The sequence below is a fragment of the Chengkuizengella axinellae genome, from assembly GCF_030730905.1.
GTDB classification, from domain to species: Bacteria; Bacillota; Bacilli; order Paenibacillales; family KCTC-33759; genus Chengkuizengella; species Chengkuizengella axinellae.
The window spans coordinates 672,758-690,518 of record NZ_JAVAMP010000002.1; the positions used below are offsets into that span (position 1 = coordinate 672,758).

Here is a 17,761-nt window from a genome sequence, read left to right on the forward strand (position 1 = left end):
GATAAATATTAATGTATATTATGTGTAAATACAAAAAAATTATTACCAAAAAATAAAATATGAAAAAGCGGTAACTCTTTATTAGAGTCACCGTTTGTATTTTATTCAAGTAAATTTTAAAAAGTTTTTTACTTATATAAAATGCATTTTATTCTGATGGAAAACTCTGTGGTTCTTGTACTCCCGTTCTTTCTTCAATTAACATCTTTATATCTGTTGCCTTACTTAACTCCTCTAATTCTTGTTCTGCTTCTTCTTTAGTTTCAAAAGATTGAATTTCTATATAAAACAGACCACTTTCATCTTTTAGTACTCTTGATTTATCATAACCAATCGTATACAGCTTTTCTTCTGAACTAGCTGCAAAAAATCCTTTAACATAAGACTCAGTTCTTAATGAATATATTTTCTTTTCCTCAACTTTTTCATCTTCTTTTAATGAAATGACTAAGCTTGCAGGGTCCTTTCTTTCTTCTATCTTATATTCCACAGGTCGATCGAACTCAATTACAAATCTCATACAAGAATCATCAAAAGTGACCAGTTTATAAATATCCTTCACATATTCACTTTCTAGTATTTTATTGAAGTCCTCTTCAGCTGAAAAATTTCTAGCTCCACAAATCTCTAGGGTCATAGCATATGGAATTTCATCATATCTTACTTCATATGCTGGTACATCACTTTGCAACATATCACCTTGTGAGAAGTTGATCACAATATTTTCGTATCCGTCTTTTTCAAAAGAATCTAATCCACTTATATCAGACCCATCTGTTATTGTTCCGCCATCAGATTTACCATTATTAAATTGAAGGACTTTTACTAATTGCCCCATATAAGGTATATTTTCTAGTGATTGGCCAAAAGTAGGTGATAGGTTCACACTTGCCGTTAATAACGCTAAACCTAGAACAAAGCTAGCACATATATTTAGAAACTTATTACTACTTCTTTTATTCATTTTAGTTCTTCCCCTTTCGATTCCTGTTTGTACGACATTATTAAGTTCAGAAGGAATTTGGATCTCTTTGTATTCTTTTTGTAATTCATACAAATTTTTTTTATCCATATCATTTACTCCTTTAAAGTAATATTCATTTCGTTTAATGCTCTATATAGAGTAGACTTTATAGTACTTACTGGCGATTCTAATATTTTCGCAATTTCCTCTAGTTTCATATCTTCAAAAAACCTTAAAATGATGACTGTCTTTTGCTTTTCATTTAATTTCTCAATTGCTTCTTTTACTTCTACTGTTTGGTGAAAATTGTCATTGTTAAAATCACTTGTTTTTTCAATGAATTCCATGTCCATTGATACAACCTTATTATTTTTCTTTATAAAATCAATTGATGTATTAATCAAAATTCTAGTTAACCAAGTGTTTTCATATTGAATTTTTTTTACTTTATGATAAGAAATATAAGCTTTATATACTGTTTCTTGAACTATATCTAACGCATCATCTTTATTTTTCACATAACTATATGCAATTCTATATAGTTTCTCTTGGTTTTCATGTATCAAGGACAGAAAGCTTTCTTCCTTTTCTCTAAGTAATTTGTTTTTGCTGAAACCAATAGCCATTTTTACACTCCTTTTATTTTGTTATTGAAATTTCAATGTTACTAATTAGACTGAGAACTAGTTCATTTAGTCTCAAATTTTTGTTTTAAAAAAGTTTCTAATTATTTCCATGATTGTTGAGCCGTTTCATTTTAGGTGGAAAATAAATTTTGATATCTGATAAAGTTTCATTTAGGAGAAGTGAGAAAGAAGCTAATAGAAAGTAGAGGTATTTATATATTAATGAGATACAATAAAGGGAGGAGAGTTCTGTCAAAGTATTTCTAATTAGAGTAAATTAGTAAACTGTTTATTCTGAATAGCCTTCTCCATTATTCGTATTGCTTCTTCGTTTTGAGAGAGCATATTATAAAGACCTGCTAAGTATTGATAATCTTCAAACGTTCTTAAAGGTTTTTTTAATTCTTTCTTTAAGGTTCTTTTAAGAACAGAACGGCTAAGTATTTCTTCTCTTTTGGGAAATAATTTATTCATTAGAAACTCTCCTAGAAGAAATAAAGGTATAAAAAATAATAAAACCCACCAGCCAAAGCTTTCCCAAAAAATGTCGGCTAATATATATATGATTAATAACCATCCACCCACTAATAACCAGTATAGGAATTTCATGTATAACTTCCTTTTTCATTATTTTTATAATCATATTATGATATAATTCTTTCTTATTCATACTTCAACAATTATTAGTCATTTTGTTATTTTAGATCAGCATAGCTTGAATCTTTCAACTCTATTGCTGTAAAATTTATATGTTATTTAATTAGCTAGTATTGTTAGTTAATCATGACTAAATGTATAATAAAAAATTAAAGAGAGAAGTGGAGGGTTTTTATATGAATATTAAATTAGATGATTTAACTGGACCTGAAATACGTGACTTAATAATGGAGCATCTTCATAGTATGACTTTACATTCTCCACCAGAAAGTATACATGCTCTAAATCTTGACGAATTAAAAAAACCAGAAATTACTTTTTGGAGTGTATGGAAAGAAGAGGAATTACTTGGATGTGGAGCACTTAAAGAACTAGATGGTCAACATGGAGAGATAAAATCAATGCGAACGTCTTCATCACATTTAAAGAGAGGGGTTGCAAGAAGACTCCTTCAACACATTATTGAGGAAGCTAAGCAACGTGGTTATCAGCGTTTAAGTCTGGAAACAGGATCAATGGATGCTTTCGAACCAGCAAGAAATTTATATGTAAGTTTTGGGTTTGGATTTTGTAAGCCGTTTTCAGATTACATAGAAGACCCAAATAGCGCATTTATGACAAAGGAATTATAATTTTGTAGTTAACTTAGCAAGTCAAATGGAATCTACTCGGAAATCCCATGATTTGAGTTTGTTAATGAAATATATATGAAAAAGCACAAATAAACTCTGACAGGTTCTAAGTCAGAGTTTATTTTATTTAGATGATTTGAATTATCTAATTGCTAGTATATTTTATACTCTATTCCTCATTAAGCACGATTCTTGACAATTCTTCTGCAACAACATTCAAATTGTGGCTGATATTATTAATAACTATAATTGTAACTTTTTCTTCAACATATCGCAGAACTAGAGATGTATAACCTATCGTACCACCGGAAAATAGTACATATTTTTTATTTAGATTCTCTCCTGATGTACACCCATAACCGAATGGATCAAAATAGGATCGATGCATTTTTTCAATTGAGCTTGCCATAAGTAATTTGTCAGTGTATAAAACTTGGTCTAGTAGAGCCAAATCTTGAACTGTTGAATACATTTCTCCAGACGCATATAAATTAGTAGAATGGATTACAGGTATTTTTTGTAGTTTGGATTCTACCCATTCATAACCTTCGGCTAAGTTTCCCCCTCCTGTAGCACTTTCTGGAAATCCAGTTTGATCCATATTCAAAGGTTTTAAAATATGTTGATCAATATAGTCTTGATAGGGTTGTCCTGTGACTTTCTCTATGATAAGCCCTAACAATATGTAGTTAGAATTTGAATATTCACTTTTTTCACCTGGTTCGAAATTTAAAGGTTTATCTATAAAAAGGTCCAAAATCTGTTCTACACTCATTCTTTGAGTAAAGGTATCTAGAAAGTCTTCTGGATCAAAAAAATTAGGAACGCCTGAACCATGTGCTAATAGATGGTGAATGGTGATTTTGTTGCTATGTTCATATTCAGGGAAAAAACGTTCACAACTTTCATGTAGATCTAATAAAGCTTTTTCATGAAGCATCATTATTGCAATTGCAGTGAATGTTTTGGTGATGGACCCAACATAATATTGAGTATTGCTTTGATTTGGTATATGATCTTCAAAATTAGCCATACCAATACCACCACTACCAACAACTTCACCATCTTTTGAAATGAAAAAGGCTCCATTAAATTGTTGACGTTCAGATAAATCGGTCAAATATTGGTTTATTTTATGTACCATACACATTTCCCCTTTAGACTAGATTTAAATTTAATATAGTCAAACTATGGTAGAGTGTCAACAATTGAATTTCCAAATGTAAGTTTTGAAAAATGATTGACAATGGAAAATTATAGATTTAAAATATGAGTACACTCATTAATGAGTGCACTCATATTTATGTATTTCATTATTCATCAAAGTTTTATTAGATCCATGTTTGGTGAAATAAAGAATGATTGTGGGAATTAGAAGGAGGAGAAACTCAAATGATGAACAAATTTTTTACTTTTGTATTCCGTGTTACTACAACAAAACCAAAAACAGTATTAGTTATCTGTCTTATGGTGACTGTTTTAATGGGATTTGCATCCGCCGGTTTAAAAATGGAGATGAGCTGGGTTGGACTCACACCTAAGGATCATCCGTCTGTAAAGCAGTATGATGATATCTTGGAACATTTCCCAACTTTAAACAACCTTATTGTCATTGTGGAAGCGGAGGATCCATTACAACTTGATCAAGCAGTTGATGTTGCCAAGGAAAGGTTGCTTCTACTAAATGAATATGTGAAAAGTGTTTCTTCTGAGGTGAATGAAGAATTTCTTATTGAAAATGGTTTGATGTTGATGGATGAAAATACAATTGAAATGACTGGGTTTGGGTTGAGTGATCCTAATTTAAAAAGTTATTTATCTTTTTTGAACATGAGCTACAACGGAATATCAGATCAAATAAATAATGGAAATGTACTGACAGAACAAGAAGAGAAGGGGATCACAGCATCTTTAATTGGGCTGGATTGGTTTTTTTACTCTCTGCTTGATATGGATCTAGAATTATTAAATACAGGTGTGAATCGGGTAGTTTTTGGTGATCCGTATACAAGGTCTATTGATGGTACTCAAGTATTGATGATGATTCAGCCAACATTTGACATTATAGATTTTGAGAAAGTAGCTCCCGGTGTGAATGTTATAGTAGATGAATTGATTCAGATTGAAAACGAAATGCCCGGGGTTAGTTATGGATTAACCGGAATGCATGTTGTTGCTAAAGACGAGTTAGAAAGCACAGAAAAGGATACGATGTTGACTTCTGGAGTTGCTGTGATAGGAATATTAATTTTACTTTATGCAGCATTTCGTATGATTTCTGTCCCGATCTTGGCGTTTATACCACTTTTTATCGGGGTAATATGGGATTTTGGGTTGGTTTCTTTAGTGATTGGAAAATTAAATATGGTCACAGTTTTTACATTCGTAATCCTAATTGGGCTTGGGATTGATTTCTCACTCCATCTATTAAGCGGATTTACAGAAAAAAGGAGCAAAGGAGCAGATAAAAAAGAATCCATAGAATATACGCTTTTAAAAGTTGGACCAAGTATTTTGATAGGAGCACTATCAACAGCCTTCGCTTTTTTTGTCATGATGACTAGTTCATTAGATATGTTGAAGGAGCTAGGTTTTGTAATGGGATCTGGAATATTAACTACGGTTCTAGCTGTGTTTCTTATCCTACCCTCCATACTACTTTTGGGTAAACAAAAAAATATTTCTAAAGTGAAAGGCGAATATAAAGTACTAGGTAAATTAGCAGCTTATAGCCATCGTAATCGTTATATTATGTTATGTGCTGTTATCGTTTTGGTTGGAATTGTAGGGTTTAAGTCTACAGACAATGAATTTGATCTTAATATGCTGAATTTAGAGCCAAAAGGGTTAGAATCTATTGAATTATTGAATAAAATGAGTGAGGATTTTGGATTAAGCTCTGAAGGGCTGCTAGTTGAAATGGATAGTTTGGAAGAAATTTATGAATTAAATGAAGAGTTACAAGCTGAGGAATCTGTTTCTGCCGTACTGAGTATCGCCGAAATATTACCTAAAGCCGAGGTGCAAGAACAACGGTTGGAAGCCATTCATAATATAGAACAATTTCTTTCTAATCCAATACCTTATTATGCTGCATCAAAAGAGGAGTTTCTACAGGGAATTGCAGGTATTGAACATACAATGCAAACTTTCTATGAACAAACAGAGTCAGGTCGATTAAAACAAGCAAGTAAACTATTTCTAGAAAATGATGATAAACCTTCAAATATAACACTGCTTAAAGAGCAGATAAAAAACATGTCTACAGAACAGTTTGAACAAATTCAATTTGACTTTTATACACTTCTTCAGAAGAAAAGTCAGCAAATGATGGATGCTACAATACTTGAGGTTGATGATTTGCCAAATGATTTGAAATCTCAATTAGTAAGTGAGGATGGGGAGCATTTTTTACTGACGGCATACCCGAACTTTAACATATGGGAAGAGTTGAAAAATGAAAAAGGGAATATTTTCATACAAATGTTACAAGAAAAGGATCCTAGATTTACAGGTACGCCCGTATTTATGAAGGCTTTGTATGATTCTGTTAAAGGTGAAATTGTAAAAACAGGAATCATCGTTTTAGCTGCATTATTTTCAATTTTACTCCTACATTTTAGATCTTTTAAGTATGCATTAATGGCTTTCATTCCTCTAATCATGGCGTTAATACTTACATCTGGTATGATGGGATGGCTGGGATTGAAATGGAATATCCTTAATGTTTTAGCATTGCCTCTCATTATTGGAATTGGGGTGGATGATGGAGTACATTTACTGCATCGTTACAAATCTACCAATCAGTCTTTAATTGAAGTGTTTGCAAGTGTTGGGAGAGCAATACTCATCACTACGCTGACAACGATGATAGCATTCGGATCTTTAATGCTTGCAAGTTATCGAGGGTTATCTTCTTTAGGAACAGCACTATTTATAGGAGTTGGGTTTGCATTTTTACTATCGGTCATTGTACTTCCAATCTTTCTTAAAGAAAGAGAAGTCTCCTCAATTAAAATAGACAACGCAAAAAATGATGCCAATTCAGCACATTAAGCGTAATGATAAAACACATTTGCGAATGATAAATAAATTAAAATGCACCCCTATAAAAGTTTCTCTATTATGGAGAAGCTTTTGTTTTATTTTTTATGTTCTATAATTAAAATATTTTCGATCCATATGTTTCACCCTTAACTTGAATCAGTTATGATATAAAGATAAGTGCCTCATATTTGAGAAGGGAGTTTTCACTATATCAGGAATTAGAGAGAGTAAAAAACAATTAACGAGAGAGAAAATTATTCAAGTCTCAAAAGAGTTGTTTTTAACTCATGGTTACGACGGGACTACAACAAAGAAAATTGCTCAAAAAGCTGGGATTGGGGAAGGAACGATTTTCAATTATTTTGGTTCAAAATTAGAAATTTTATATGCTTCTATGATGGATGAAATCTCAATGAATGAAGGGGTAAATATAGAAAACACTGCAGATATGAACCTCACTGTTGAGGAGGCGATATTAAAATACATTGATCAATTTTCTGAGGGAATGCGTTTATTTGATAAGTCATTTATGCGTGAAATTATCGTAGGTTCGCTCAACCAATACAAAACAAATCCCGAATTTTTAGAAATGATTGTGCAAAATGATTACCAATCCATTGGTGAAATAGAACAGTTGCTGCTGAAATATAAAGGAATAGGTGTTTTTACAGAGGATTATGATACAAAGGAAGCGGCAGAAATCGTAACAAGTGCAATCGTATTTGAATATATTAGTTATTTTTATATTGAGGAAAAATCGTTTGAAGACTGTTATGAGGGCATCAAAAAGAAATTGCATGTTTTATTTCACTGGACTGTAAAAGAAAAATAGATTTTAATAGACCACGATTCACTGTGGTTTATTTTTTTTGCTTGATGGATTTAATATCCAATTGAAGCAAGTTTTGATATGATTATGCTATTGAACAAATTTAAAGCATCTATTGAACAAACAGGGAGTGACTGGTGAATGTATAAGGCAATTATTTTTGATTTAGACAATACACTATTAAACTATCATTTATCACGTTTCAACATTCCGTAAGACTCTCTCTTCTATATGAGGGAAATAACGGACTGTAATCACCTGATAAGTTCAACTAACTTTCAGCGGGGATATAATACCCCCACTGAAAGAAAGGTTCCCTTTATGTGAAACAGAGTCTTTGAAAAAGGTATGTCATAAATTTGATCTTCTTAACGATGTAAATCCTTGGGAGTCTTTTTGGGAGATATATCAGAAATATAATTCTCATTATTGGAAGCATCGTCAAGAACTGAATTTAAACCGTGAAGCAATACTTGAACATTCATTTGAAAAAACATTAAATAAACTTAACTTTGAAAAATTACTAAGCAAGTCATTAGCAGATCATTATTGGAGTTATTTTTGCAGTACATATTATTATGAAGAAAATGCGATAGAATTGATTAGTTACTTGCATCCAAAATATTCACTTGGACTTATTACGAATGGATATAGTGACTCTCAGAGGAAAAGGTTAGAAGTCAGTGGATTGATTCCATATTTATCATCCATTGTCATCTCAGATGAAGTAAAAGTTATGAAACCAAATAAACAGATCTTTGATATTTCATTTACGCAATTAAACAGATTAAATGATGAGGTTTTATACATCGGAGACTCTATATTACATGATTTTCAAGGAGCAAAAAATGCTGAGATTGATTTTTGCTTTTACAATCGCAATAACTTAAAAATAATTGGACATGAGGAACCGAAATATATAATAAATTCATTAGAGGAATTATTTAATATATTGTAGGTGAAAAGGAGATGTTATGAAATTTATAAGCGCAAAATATATCATTCTACTAGCTATTAGTATAAGTATTTTGTTTCTTTTAAATATATTTGGGACTTATACCAAAACACCTATTGAAGCTATTGAAGAAGTAAGAGATGAAATCGGATTTATTTTACACGAGATGGATGTAGATGGCGATAAAATACTGATGTATTCAAGAGATACGGGTGAAGAGAGTCAGCAACTCAATGTTGATTTTGTTAAAAAGTCATGGATGGGATGGACACGGGGTTATGGTGGGAGCGGTTCGATTCCTAGTTATTCAGAAAATAAATTTTTTATGGATGTAGATTCTATATCATCTATGTATTTTCCTAGTACAAAAGACACGCCGATTGGAGATACTCCTTTTCCTATGTTTGTTGGAGTGCTTAATAACCCTAATATTGAAACTATAACAATGCTAAGTCATTTAACAGGTGAGGAGCAGACTGTGAACTTAGTTCAAGGATCTGGGTATAGAATTTGGTATTTATTTGTGACAAAAGAAGACGGGTATGAATTTACTATGAAGTTATTATCCAGTAATGGAGATATTGTTTATGAAGAGGATATAAATGAAGAATTTCTCTTTGAATTGGATGGAGAGTAGACAAAAAAGCAAAAATTACATTAGGAGGTTTCATTTCCATGCATATAAGGTCTTATGGTCAAGATCCATCTAGAGCAGCGGTCATTCATGGCGGTCCTGGAGCGCCCGGTACAGTTGCAGCCATTGCTAGAGTGCTTTCTGAACATATTGGAGTGTTAGAACCCATACAAACAAAAACAACATTAGAAGGACAAATTTCTGAATTGTTTGAAACATTAAAAGCATATGCAGACAAACCAATAACATTGATTGGACACTCATGGGGAGCGTGGTTAGCATATCTTACTGCTTTGAGACATCCTTCTATAGTAAAAAAACTAATTTTGGTTGGCTGTCCTCCATTTGAACAAAAATATGTTCCAAGTCTAAGAGAAAACAGATTGAAACGATTGAGTAATGAGGATGCAAAAGAATTTAAGCTGATAATAGAAGAGCTTAATTCACCTAGTTCTACACATAATAAGAATAATTACGTTAGATTAAGTGAGTTAGTTACTGAATCTGATAGTTTTGATGTATTGAACAATCAACAGGAAGATCAAGATAAAGTAATTGTAAAAAGTAATGAATTTATTCCTGTCTGGAAGGAAGCTGCAGAGTTAAGAAAAATGGGGTTACTTATAGAATATGCAGATCAACTTCAATGCCCTGTTGCAGCAATACATGGTGATCATGATCCACATCCATTCGAAGGAGTGAAGAAACCTTTAGAAAATGCACTAGATGATTTTCATTTTTATTTATTAGAGAAATGTGGACATTCACCATGGAAAGAGAGATTCGCTAAAGATTCATTTTATAACATATTAAAACAAGAAATCATTTAAGTAAATTTAAAATACAAGGAGGTATACATAATGGAAGTTGAATTAAAAACAAGCAATACAAACATTATGAAAGTGATTCCTGTAGTAGAAGGCACAAATATGATTAGTATTCCAGAATGGATGATGGTGAAAAATCAAGTTCATTATTTTTCACCAAATGAGCAAACGCCAAGTATAATTACAGGTTTAGGAGTAAGGGAACAACTTTCTTATGAGGATTTGAGAAATGCAGCAGGAGAAACTGCCAGATTTGTGAAAAAAATGAACACAGAAGCTTTGCAAATTTCTTTTGAATTTGTGAAAGAAACGAAGCTGGAATTAGAAAAGGTAATTACTGCTTTTGTAGAAGGCTGGATTTTGGGAAGGTGTGAGTTTCAAGTGTATCGTACAGAAGTGAAAGAAATTTTACCAAATAGATTAATTGTGAATCTAGAAAAAACAAAAGAGATTGAAAAAGCAATCCAGGTAGGCATTATGAATGCTAACAGCCAAAACTTTGCTAGAGATCTATGTAATCTGGACCCCAAAAATTTAAACCCAGATGCTTATGTTGAGAAAATAAAAGAACAATTTGAAGGTCATGAGATAAATGTACATATTCATGAAGAGAAGAAACTAGAGGAAATGAAGATGAATGGAATCCTCTCTGTAGGGAGAGGCAGCAGGTATTCATCTTACTTAGCGGAAATACAACTATGCACTGATCCTACTCAACCTCATATTACTTTAATAGGGAAAGGCGTTACCTTTGATACAGGGGGCATAAACCTTAAGAAAGGTAGACTTTTGAGTGGAATGCGTGTTGATATGGGAGGTTCTGCAGCTGTTTTTGGAGCAGTGGAATTGTTGAAACTAAGAAATGAACCAGTAAATATTACTGCATTATTGCCTATTGTTGAAAATACACCCGATGCAAATGCTTTTTTACCAGGTGAAGTTATACATTATTCAAATGGTTTACATGTGCAAGTCGGTAATACAGATGCGGAAGGGCGACTTATAATGGCAGATGCTTTACTTTACGCAGAACGCTTCAAATCTGAAATTATTATTGATATTGCCACGCTAACGGGCTCAATTTATTCAGCATTGGGGTATAAAATGGCTGGTGTATATGGAGATGAAGAAGTAACAGAAAGCTTGAAACAAATCGGCAATGAATTAGGGGAATACGTTTGGCAAATGCCTTTAATTGAAGAGTATGAACAAATGTTAAACAGTGAATATGCCGACATATCAAACAATACAACGATGACCCAAGCAGCTCATATTACTGCTGCATTATTTTTAAGAAAGTTTGTTCCCCAAGTGAAATGGGCACATATTGATATGGCAGGAACAGCAGAATCACCAATAACAAAGGGATATCATATTAAGGGTCCTTCGGGTTTTGGTGTTCGTCTTTTGGCAGATTTCATTATAAACCATAATAAATAGCTGCTCGTAAGAGTATGATTGAAAACATCATTGCAAAAGCAGGCAACCTGGTTTTGCATTTGCAATTTACAAAGGGGATAGCTGTTATGCATCATTTTTTGATTGGACAACATGGAAGTTTTGATTATCACAAATTTAAAAGGGATTTTAAGGACGATTTTTATGGTATAGAAGCTTGTCTATTTTCTGGGCAAAAAGATACTTTGAACTTATTAAAAGAATCTAAAGAGAGAGGATTTCAAATTGGAGTACACTTTCCATTTCGATCGGAGAATGTGAAAGTAAGGGATGCTCTGTTTTTAGATCAAAACGAAAAAACTAGAGAGAAAGCCTATAGATGGATACAGGAGGAGTTGGAGTTTTTAACCTCTATGAATCCCTCGTATGTATTATTTCATTATCCAAAGCCTGTTTTATTAGATGATAGAGTAGATTGGAGCAATTGGCGTTTTACTGACCCAAGTGAGTTTGTGTTTGAGAGCAGCTATTCCTTGGATGAATTAATAGAGCACAGTGAGTCCTTATTTCAGTGGCTTACTGAGAAAAGTGAGGAGTTTCATTTTACACCTATATTAGAATTCGATGGATTAAATCGTTACGTATACGAGACTGATTTCCTTGAAAAATTATTTGAAAAATACAATCATGTTAAGTTATGCCTTGATACAGGTAGATTACATTTTCAAGATAAACTAGATCCATATTTTGATCCTAAGACCATCATAAAAAAATACGGTAGATTTGCAGATTTGATTCATTTGTGGAACGTAAAAGTGAATAAGAAGATAGAATTTTATCATTATCCAGTACTGCCTGAACTGCAACCTGAGGATGGCTGGGCACCTATAGAAGAGTACTTGGGGATAATTAAAAAAGAAAATAAGAATATAAAAATACTCTTCGAACATAGATCTGAATTGATTAGTGATGAAGATTTGGAAAGGTGTTATTCGTGGGTAGATGGAATAATGCATGGAAAAAGTGAGGAGTAAGTTATAAATGGATATTTATTTAATTAGGCATGGACAAACAGAAGCGAATTTATTAAACAAAGAAAAATATACGATGTTTACTGGACAGTATGAAAGCCCTTTAACGATAGAAGGGGAGGAACAAGCGTTAAAGTTGTCCAGATCAATCAAAAATATGAAATTTGATAAAGTATACTCTTCTGATTTGTCAAGAGCGGTAAGAACAGCAGAAATTGTATTTCCTAAGAACAATATAAATCAAACCCCTTTATTAAGAGAAAGATCACTAGGTTTTTTTGAAGGTAAAAGAATAGATGATCTTTCCAATAAAGAAGAGTATAGTACGTTTAATACATAACTTATAAAATAATGAAATAGAGGTAGCCTTATTAATGAAAAAATGGGTTCGTCATACATTTATTGTGACAACTGCCGCATTACTTATTTCTACCCTTCAAATCATTTATGCTGAATCTGTCCCTACTAAGTTAATAGTAAAGGACAAGGTCATAACCGAGGATCTCCCCACTATCATGGATAGTGATAGAACACTCATTCCATTACGAATTGTAAGCGAGGCATTGGACGCACAAGTGATGTGGGATGTAAATACATCCACGGCAACTGTTCAGATATGGGGAGAACGCTTAAACTTAAAACCTAATGCACAACATGCACAGTTACAAGGCGGATCAAATAATGATGAGATACTAGAATTAGAATCCCCTGCTAAACTGAAAAAGGGTACTCTTTATGTTCCTTTAAGATTAATTGCTCAATCCTTTGGATATAAGGTGAGCTGGGTTCCGGGAGAGATTAGTATTAACTCTCCACTAAGTGAGGAGCAAGAGGATGTATTGTATAGAGGTTCTTTAGAAGAGGCGCGGTGGGAAATTATACGATTATTTCAGCCTGTTCATTATATGAATACCCCACTAAATGTTACAAATATAAATGGAAACTATGAAAACTACGATAATACGTATATTTTTCCTGAAGGAGAAGTACTTAGTTATTATCATCTTGATGGTGACACGATTTCATGGATAGAGCTTAAAGATGACTTTCTTGTTTGTACTTGGCAAGCTCATTTTAAGGATCTAAACTATGATCATCTCGATTCTTTTTTACAGATGAACATTAAAGATGATACAGGGGAGACTCCTCATCTAAATAAGGAAATGTTGTATTATTCTCAAGGCTATTTTGGAGATAGTAGCCATGAACAATATGGACAAATAGATGGCAATGGAAATTATACCCTGATTGCTTACGAGCATATTGTTGGTGGGAGTGTCACTAATTCAGAGGGAACCATGACTTTAACTCTACCAGGTGAAGTAAGAACGGATTACAAATATGACTATTAATTTATAACAAAGTATAGTTCTGTTTTGAAGTAATATTTTTTATTTAAGGGTATCGTCAATTAGGCGATACCCTTAAAAATTGGGGTTAAATACGATAGTTTATTAAAAACCGACTTTAATGTATCATTTGTTCTATCGAATTAGGTGGTTCATTTTTTTCGATTTTGACATCATCTACTCCAGCTTCTACCAAGCTAGGGCTGCCAGCATCAGACGCTTTGAATTGAAGATAAACATCCTCTCCAGAATAAGCAGAGAGATCAAGGGCTTGATTCGACCATGCTGCATCCTGATCACTGGAAGCTCCTAATTCTTCAAATAGAGTTACGACAGTTTCATCTGAGCGTACTAGATTCAAACGAAAGAAATCATCACGATTTGCATTCGTGTAATGACTGAAGTAATAAGTGAAAGATAGTGTAAGTGAACCATCAGATGGTAATGAGATAACTGGTGATTGAATCGTAGTAACTCCGCTGTCGATATCATTGACTCCTGCAGAACTTCCTGCATTTCCTCCTGTTACAAGATCAAAGCTTCCACTTGATGTAGTTCCTTGTTGTTTCGTTCCGTTATAATCAGTCAGCTCAGGGATGGCTCGTTCCCAGATTCCTGTTGTAGCACTATCATTGTTATTAGGATTTACAACCCACCCTAGATCAGTTTCAAAATCATCTTCAAATACGATAGTAGGGTCGGGATCAGGGACGTCCCCCCCACTTAATGCAAGAAATGCATTAACTCTTCCATGTTCCCAATAAGTACCTGTACCTGATATAGGTTCTGCTGTACTTTCGATTACATTACGTATTTCAACATTTGTTAGTCCTTGAGATGCAAGTAGACCTGCTAATCCAGCTACATGTGGAGCTGCCATCGATGTTCCACTATCATAAATATAACCGCCACCTAGCTGTGTAGAAATTATATTTGCACCTGGAGCAGCCACATCTACCCAAGTTCCATAAGTTGATGCAGACCATTTAATATCGTTGGAATTGGTCGCACCAACAGATAATGAGTTTTCGTAATAGGCAGGATATTGTGGAATCGAGGTTCCTGCATTTCCTGCAGAAACAATGACAACCGCACCTTGATTCCATGCATAGTTAACCGCATTTTCTAAAGTTATAGAAGAAGATGGGCCCCCAAGACTTAAATTAATCACATCTGCACCATGATCAGCAGCAAAAGTAATTCCATCTGCAATTCCAGCATTTGTCCCTGAGCCAAATTCATTTAATACGCGTATAGACATGATTTTAACATTAGGAGCTACGCCAGCAACGCCTATTTCATTATTTGTAGCTGCTCCAACTGTTCCAGCAACATGTGTACCATGTCCTTGTTCATCAGAAGGGTCACTATCATTATCTATGAAGTCATAGCCAGGAATGACTTTTCCTTGTAAGTCTTCATGGTCTGCTTGTACTCCAGTATCAAGTACGGCAACTACAACAGATTCACTGCCCTGTGTGATCTCCCAAGCTTTCTCAATATCTATCATTTGGGGACCATATTGGTCTGTTGAATAAAGCGCATCGTTTGGAGTGAATAAAGCGTGATATGTAACAATAGGTTCTGCATATTCAACATCTGCTCTATCTTTATATTGTTTTAAGGCTTTTTCTACAGATTTTCCTTTAATCTTTACAACCTCAAAACCTAGTTGTTCATTTTTCTTTAAAACCTCAGCTTTTTCTTCTAGATGTATTTGTTTTTTTATCTCTTTGGATGTTTTATCTTTGAATTTTACGATGATCTTACTTTCTTCTGAAGTTTCTGTAGTTGACTTGCTAGTTTCAGCATCAATTTGAATCGAACTATGAATTGAGAAAGATAGAATTAGTGCAATGGTCATAAATACAGAAAAAAATCTTTTTAAATTCATTCTTCATCCTCCGTTTTATTTTTTTGATATAAAAGTTATTCTATCAACTAAATATTATATCAAAATAACAAATATGTAAATATTTTCAAATCTATTTTTGTTGGAATGAAATAGGCAATTATTTGTTGTCAATTTAGAGCGAGCATAGTTAGTTTTATAATATGAAATCACAGTTTTCTTGCTTGTTGGTTCAAGAAGTCTTAAAGCAACTGTATTTACATCATAAAAGCATGTAAAAGAGATAGAAGATAAGGGTTGAATATGCTTATACGATAAATAAAAATTGTCATTTATAAACCCTATTGATATAATAGTAGAATCATCACTTATGTTGATGGGTTGAGGGACTGATTTTATGTACTCTTTCCGACGGTAAAATTGAATCAGTTTCTTTTTGTTGTTTTACGAATTTTCTCCTTGTTCTATCCACTCAAGCCTCACATTATTTCAATCCACGTGTCGGTATAACGAACAACTCGTTTATTTACAGGTCTCCGAAATAAACCCGACAGATTATTCTATTTTTTTACTACTTGGTCATTTTTTTTACAGAAAATAGTATGAGAATTAATGATGAATCTTTTCTATTGTCTTTTATTTCTCGATGTAAGTTTTCATGAAGTATTGTTTGTCATTATTCCAATGCTTATTTTTTAGTTATTACAATAATCTCCTTTTTTTGTGCCTCTTTGGGTGATTCATGATAGAATCTTTTCTTTGTGTAGGTCTCTATAGTCTATTCTGATTTACTAATTACCATTTCCCTCAGAAACAATTTTTTAATATCCATGTCACTTTATTTTTAACATTATCATAATTACATTAAACGATATTGCAAGCGATCAGGATGAGAATTTAAAAGGTATTGAACATTTCAAATAAATTCATCATTCTATAGGAGGAACAAAATGAAAATAGAAATCATAACAACACCTAACGAAAATTTGAAAGAGACTGGATTTGGGACAATAGAAGCATGTGAGGCTATTTTAGAAACGTTACAAAAAAGATTTGGGAATGTTAAATTAAACATTTGTGAAAATGAATCTGATTTAACACTTGTTACAATGAGGCAGCCTGACCTTGTCATTTTAGCTGTTAAGTATATTCAGTTAGAAAATGAAGAGAAACTTTGGCTCTCTAATTTTTTTGAAAAATCTAATCTTAATTTTACAGGTTCAATCAGGGAAGTATTAAATTTTGATTCAAATAAAATAGAAGCAAAAAAACAAATTGAATCAGAAGGAATTAAAACCGCTGCTTATTTTTTAGTTACACCAGAAACATATCAATTAGAAGCTGATATTCCAATTGACTTTCCTATTTTTCTAAAACCAATGAATGCTGCAAATGGGAATGGAATTGATGAAGATTCTTTAGTATATAACTTTTTAGATTACAAGAAGAAAACAGAGAGCATTTTTTTGAAATACAACAAAATAGTACTTGCTGAAAAGTACCTAAGTGGGCGAGAGTTTACTGTAGCTATCATTCAAAATCAAAACAACGAATTAATTGTGTCACCAATCGAGATTATTCCCCCAAAAAATAAAAATGGAGTTAGAATCTTAGGAAGCGAAGTTAAAACAGGAGATACAGAAGAATTAAGAGAAATTGTCGATATCAATATTAAAAACAAATTAAACAATATTGCAATGGATACTTTTAATTTTTTAGGTGCAAGAGATTACGGCAGAATTGATATAAAAATGGATGAATACGGGGAGTGCTACTTTTTAGAAATAAATTTAGTTCCAGGGATGAAGAAAGGGTCTAGTTATTTTCCTAAAGCATTTGAAATAGGGAAAAAATGGGGATATGAAAAAGTAATTGATTTGATAGTTAATAATGCATTACAAAGAACACTTGTATCTAATTAGCGTATTGACATTATAACTTTATATTAAAATGATTGTAT

Annotated in this window: 16 protein-coding genes; 11 read left to right on the forward strand and 5 right to left on the reverse strand. The window is 32.8% G+C overall.

All coding sequences use genetic code 11. The annotated features are described in order from the left end of the window. Window positions 1-148: 148 nt before the first annotated feature. The 3 genes from Q5Y73_RS08825 to Q5Y73_RS08835 form a co-directional block, all read right to left on the reverse strand. Complete coding sequence (locus Q5Y73_RS08825; RefSeq protein WP_305991495.1) at window positions 149-1,072, reverse strand: hypothetical protein; 924 nt, start codon at window positions 1,070-1,072, stop codon at window positions 149-151. Between the two features lie 5 nt (window positions 1,073-1,077). After that, the gene (locus Q5Y73_RS08830; RefSeq protein ID WP_305991496.1) at window positions 1,078-1,590 is read right to left on the reverse strand and encodes a sigma-70 family RNA polymerase sigma factor; all 513 of its coding nucleotides are present in this window, start codon (window positions 1,588-1,590) and stop codon (window positions 1,078-1,080) included. Window positions 1,591-1,857: 267 nt separating this feature from the next. Next, window positions 1,858-2,199 carry a hypothetical protein gene (locus Q5Y73_RS08835; protein WP_305991497.1) on the reverse strand — a complete coding sequence of 114 codons (342 nt, stop codon included), beginning with the start codon at window positions 2,197-2,199 and terminating at the stop codon, window positions 1,858-1,860. Between the two features lie 224 nt (window positions 2,200-2,423). Here Q5Y73_RS08835 and Q5Y73_RS08840 point away from each other — a divergent pair, with 224 nt between their 5' ends. Then, on the forward strand, window positions 2,424-2,879 hold the full coding sequence (locus Q5Y73_RS08840; protein WP_305991498.1) for a GNAT family N-acetyltransferase: 456 nt from the start codon (window positions 2,424-2,426) through the stop codon (window positions 2,877-2,879). Window positions 2,880-3,048: 169 nt separating this feature from the next. Here the strand turns inward: Q5Y73_RS08840 and Q5Y73_RS08845 are convergent, their stop codons facing one another. After that, the gene (locus Q5Y73_RS08845; protein ID WP_305991499.1) at window positions 3,049-4,023 is read right to left on the reverse strand and encodes a serine hydrolase domain-containing protein; all 975 of its coding nucleotides are present in this window, start codon (window positions 4,021-4,023) and stop codon (window positions 3,049-3,051) included. A 248-nt stretch (window positions 4,024-4,271) separates the two neighbouring features. On the opposite strand from Q5Y73_RS08845, the gene Q5Y73_RS08850 reads away from it, so the two are divergent. From Q5Y73_RS08850 to Q5Y73_RS08890, 9 genes are all read left to right on the forward strand, one after another. Continuing rightward, complete coding sequence (locus Q5Y73_RS08850) at window positions 4,272-6,935, forward strand: efflux RND transporter permease subunit (protein ID WP_305991500.1); 2,664 nt, start codon at window positions 4,272-4,274, stop codon at window positions 6,933-6,935. 247 nt (window positions 6,936-7,182) lie between these two features. Then, complete coding sequence (locus Q5Y73_RS08855) at window positions 7,183-7,758, forward strand: TetR/AcrR family transcriptional regulator (RefSeq protein WP_305991639.1); 576 nt, start codon at window positions 7,183-7,185, stop codon at window positions 7,756-7,758. A gap of 334 nt (window positions 7,759-8,092) precedes the next feature. After that, complete coding sequence (locus Q5Y73_RS08860) at window positions 8,093-8,713, forward strand: HAD family hydrolase (protein ID WP_305991501.1); 621 nt, start codon at window positions 8,093-8,095, stop codon at window positions 8,711-8,713. 16 nt (window positions 8,714-8,729) lie between these two features. Further along, window positions 8,730-9,347 carry a hypothetical protein gene (locus Q5Y73_RS08865; RefSeq protein ID WP_305991502.1) on the forward strand — a complete coding sequence of 206 codons (618 nt, stop codon included), beginning with the start codon at window positions 8,730-8,732 and terminating at the stop codon, window positions 9,345-9,347. A gap of 38 nt (window positions 9,348-9,385) precedes the next feature. After that, window positions 9,386-10,174 carry an alpha/beta fold hydrolase gene (locus Q5Y73_RS08870; RefSeq protein ID WP_305991503.1) on the forward strand — a complete coding sequence of 263 codons (789 nt, stop codon included), beginning with the start codon at window positions 9,386-9,388 and terminating at the stop codon, window positions 10,172-10,174. 30 nt (window positions 10,175-10,204) lie between these two features. Continuing rightward, window positions 10,205-11,611 carry a M17 family metallopeptidase gene (locus Q5Y73_RS08875; protein ID WP_305991504.1) on the forward strand — a complete coding sequence of 469 codons (1,407 nt, stop codon included), beginning with the start codon at window positions 10,205-10,207 and terminating at the stop codon, window positions 11,609-11,611. 86 nt (window positions 11,612-11,697) lie between these two features. After that, on the forward strand, window positions 11,698-12,603 hold the full coding sequence (locus Q5Y73_RS08880; protein ID WP_305991505.1) for an IolE/MocC family protein: 906 nt from the start codon (window positions 11,698-11,700) through the stop codon (window positions 12,601-12,603). Window positions 12,604-12,610: 7 nt separating this feature from the next. Beyond that, a complete protein-coding gene (locus Q5Y73_RS08885; RefSeq protein WP_305991506.1) occupies window positions 12,611-12,940 on the forward strand; it encodes a histidine phosphatase family protein in 330 nt (109 codons plus the stop codon). Window positions 12,941-12,974: 34 nt separating this feature from the next. Next, a complete protein-coding gene (locus Q5Y73_RS08890; protein WP_305991507.1) occupies window positions 12,975-13,952 on the forward strand; it encodes a copper amine oxidase N-terminal domain-containing protein in 978 nt (325 codons plus the stop codon). Window positions 13,953-14,067: 115 nt separating this feature from the next. Here the strand turns inward: Q5Y73_RS08890 and Q5Y73_RS08895 are convergent, their stop codons facing one another. Further along, window positions 14,068-15,843 (reverse strand): S8 family serine peptidase, encoded by a 1,776-nt coding sequence (locus Q5Y73_RS08895; RefSeq protein ID WP_305991508.1) that lies wholly within the window; start codon window positions 15,841-15,843, stop codon window positions 14,068-14,070. Between the two features lie 908 nt (window positions 15,844-16,751). Here Q5Y73_RS08895 and Q5Y73_RS08900 point away from each other — a divergent pair. Then, entirely contained in the window at window positions 16,752-17,723 is a 972-nt protein-coding gene (locus Q5Y73_RS08900) for a D-alanine--D-alanine ligase family protein (protein ID WP_305991509.1), read from the forward strand. Window positions 17,724-17,761 lie beyond the last annotated feature (38 nt).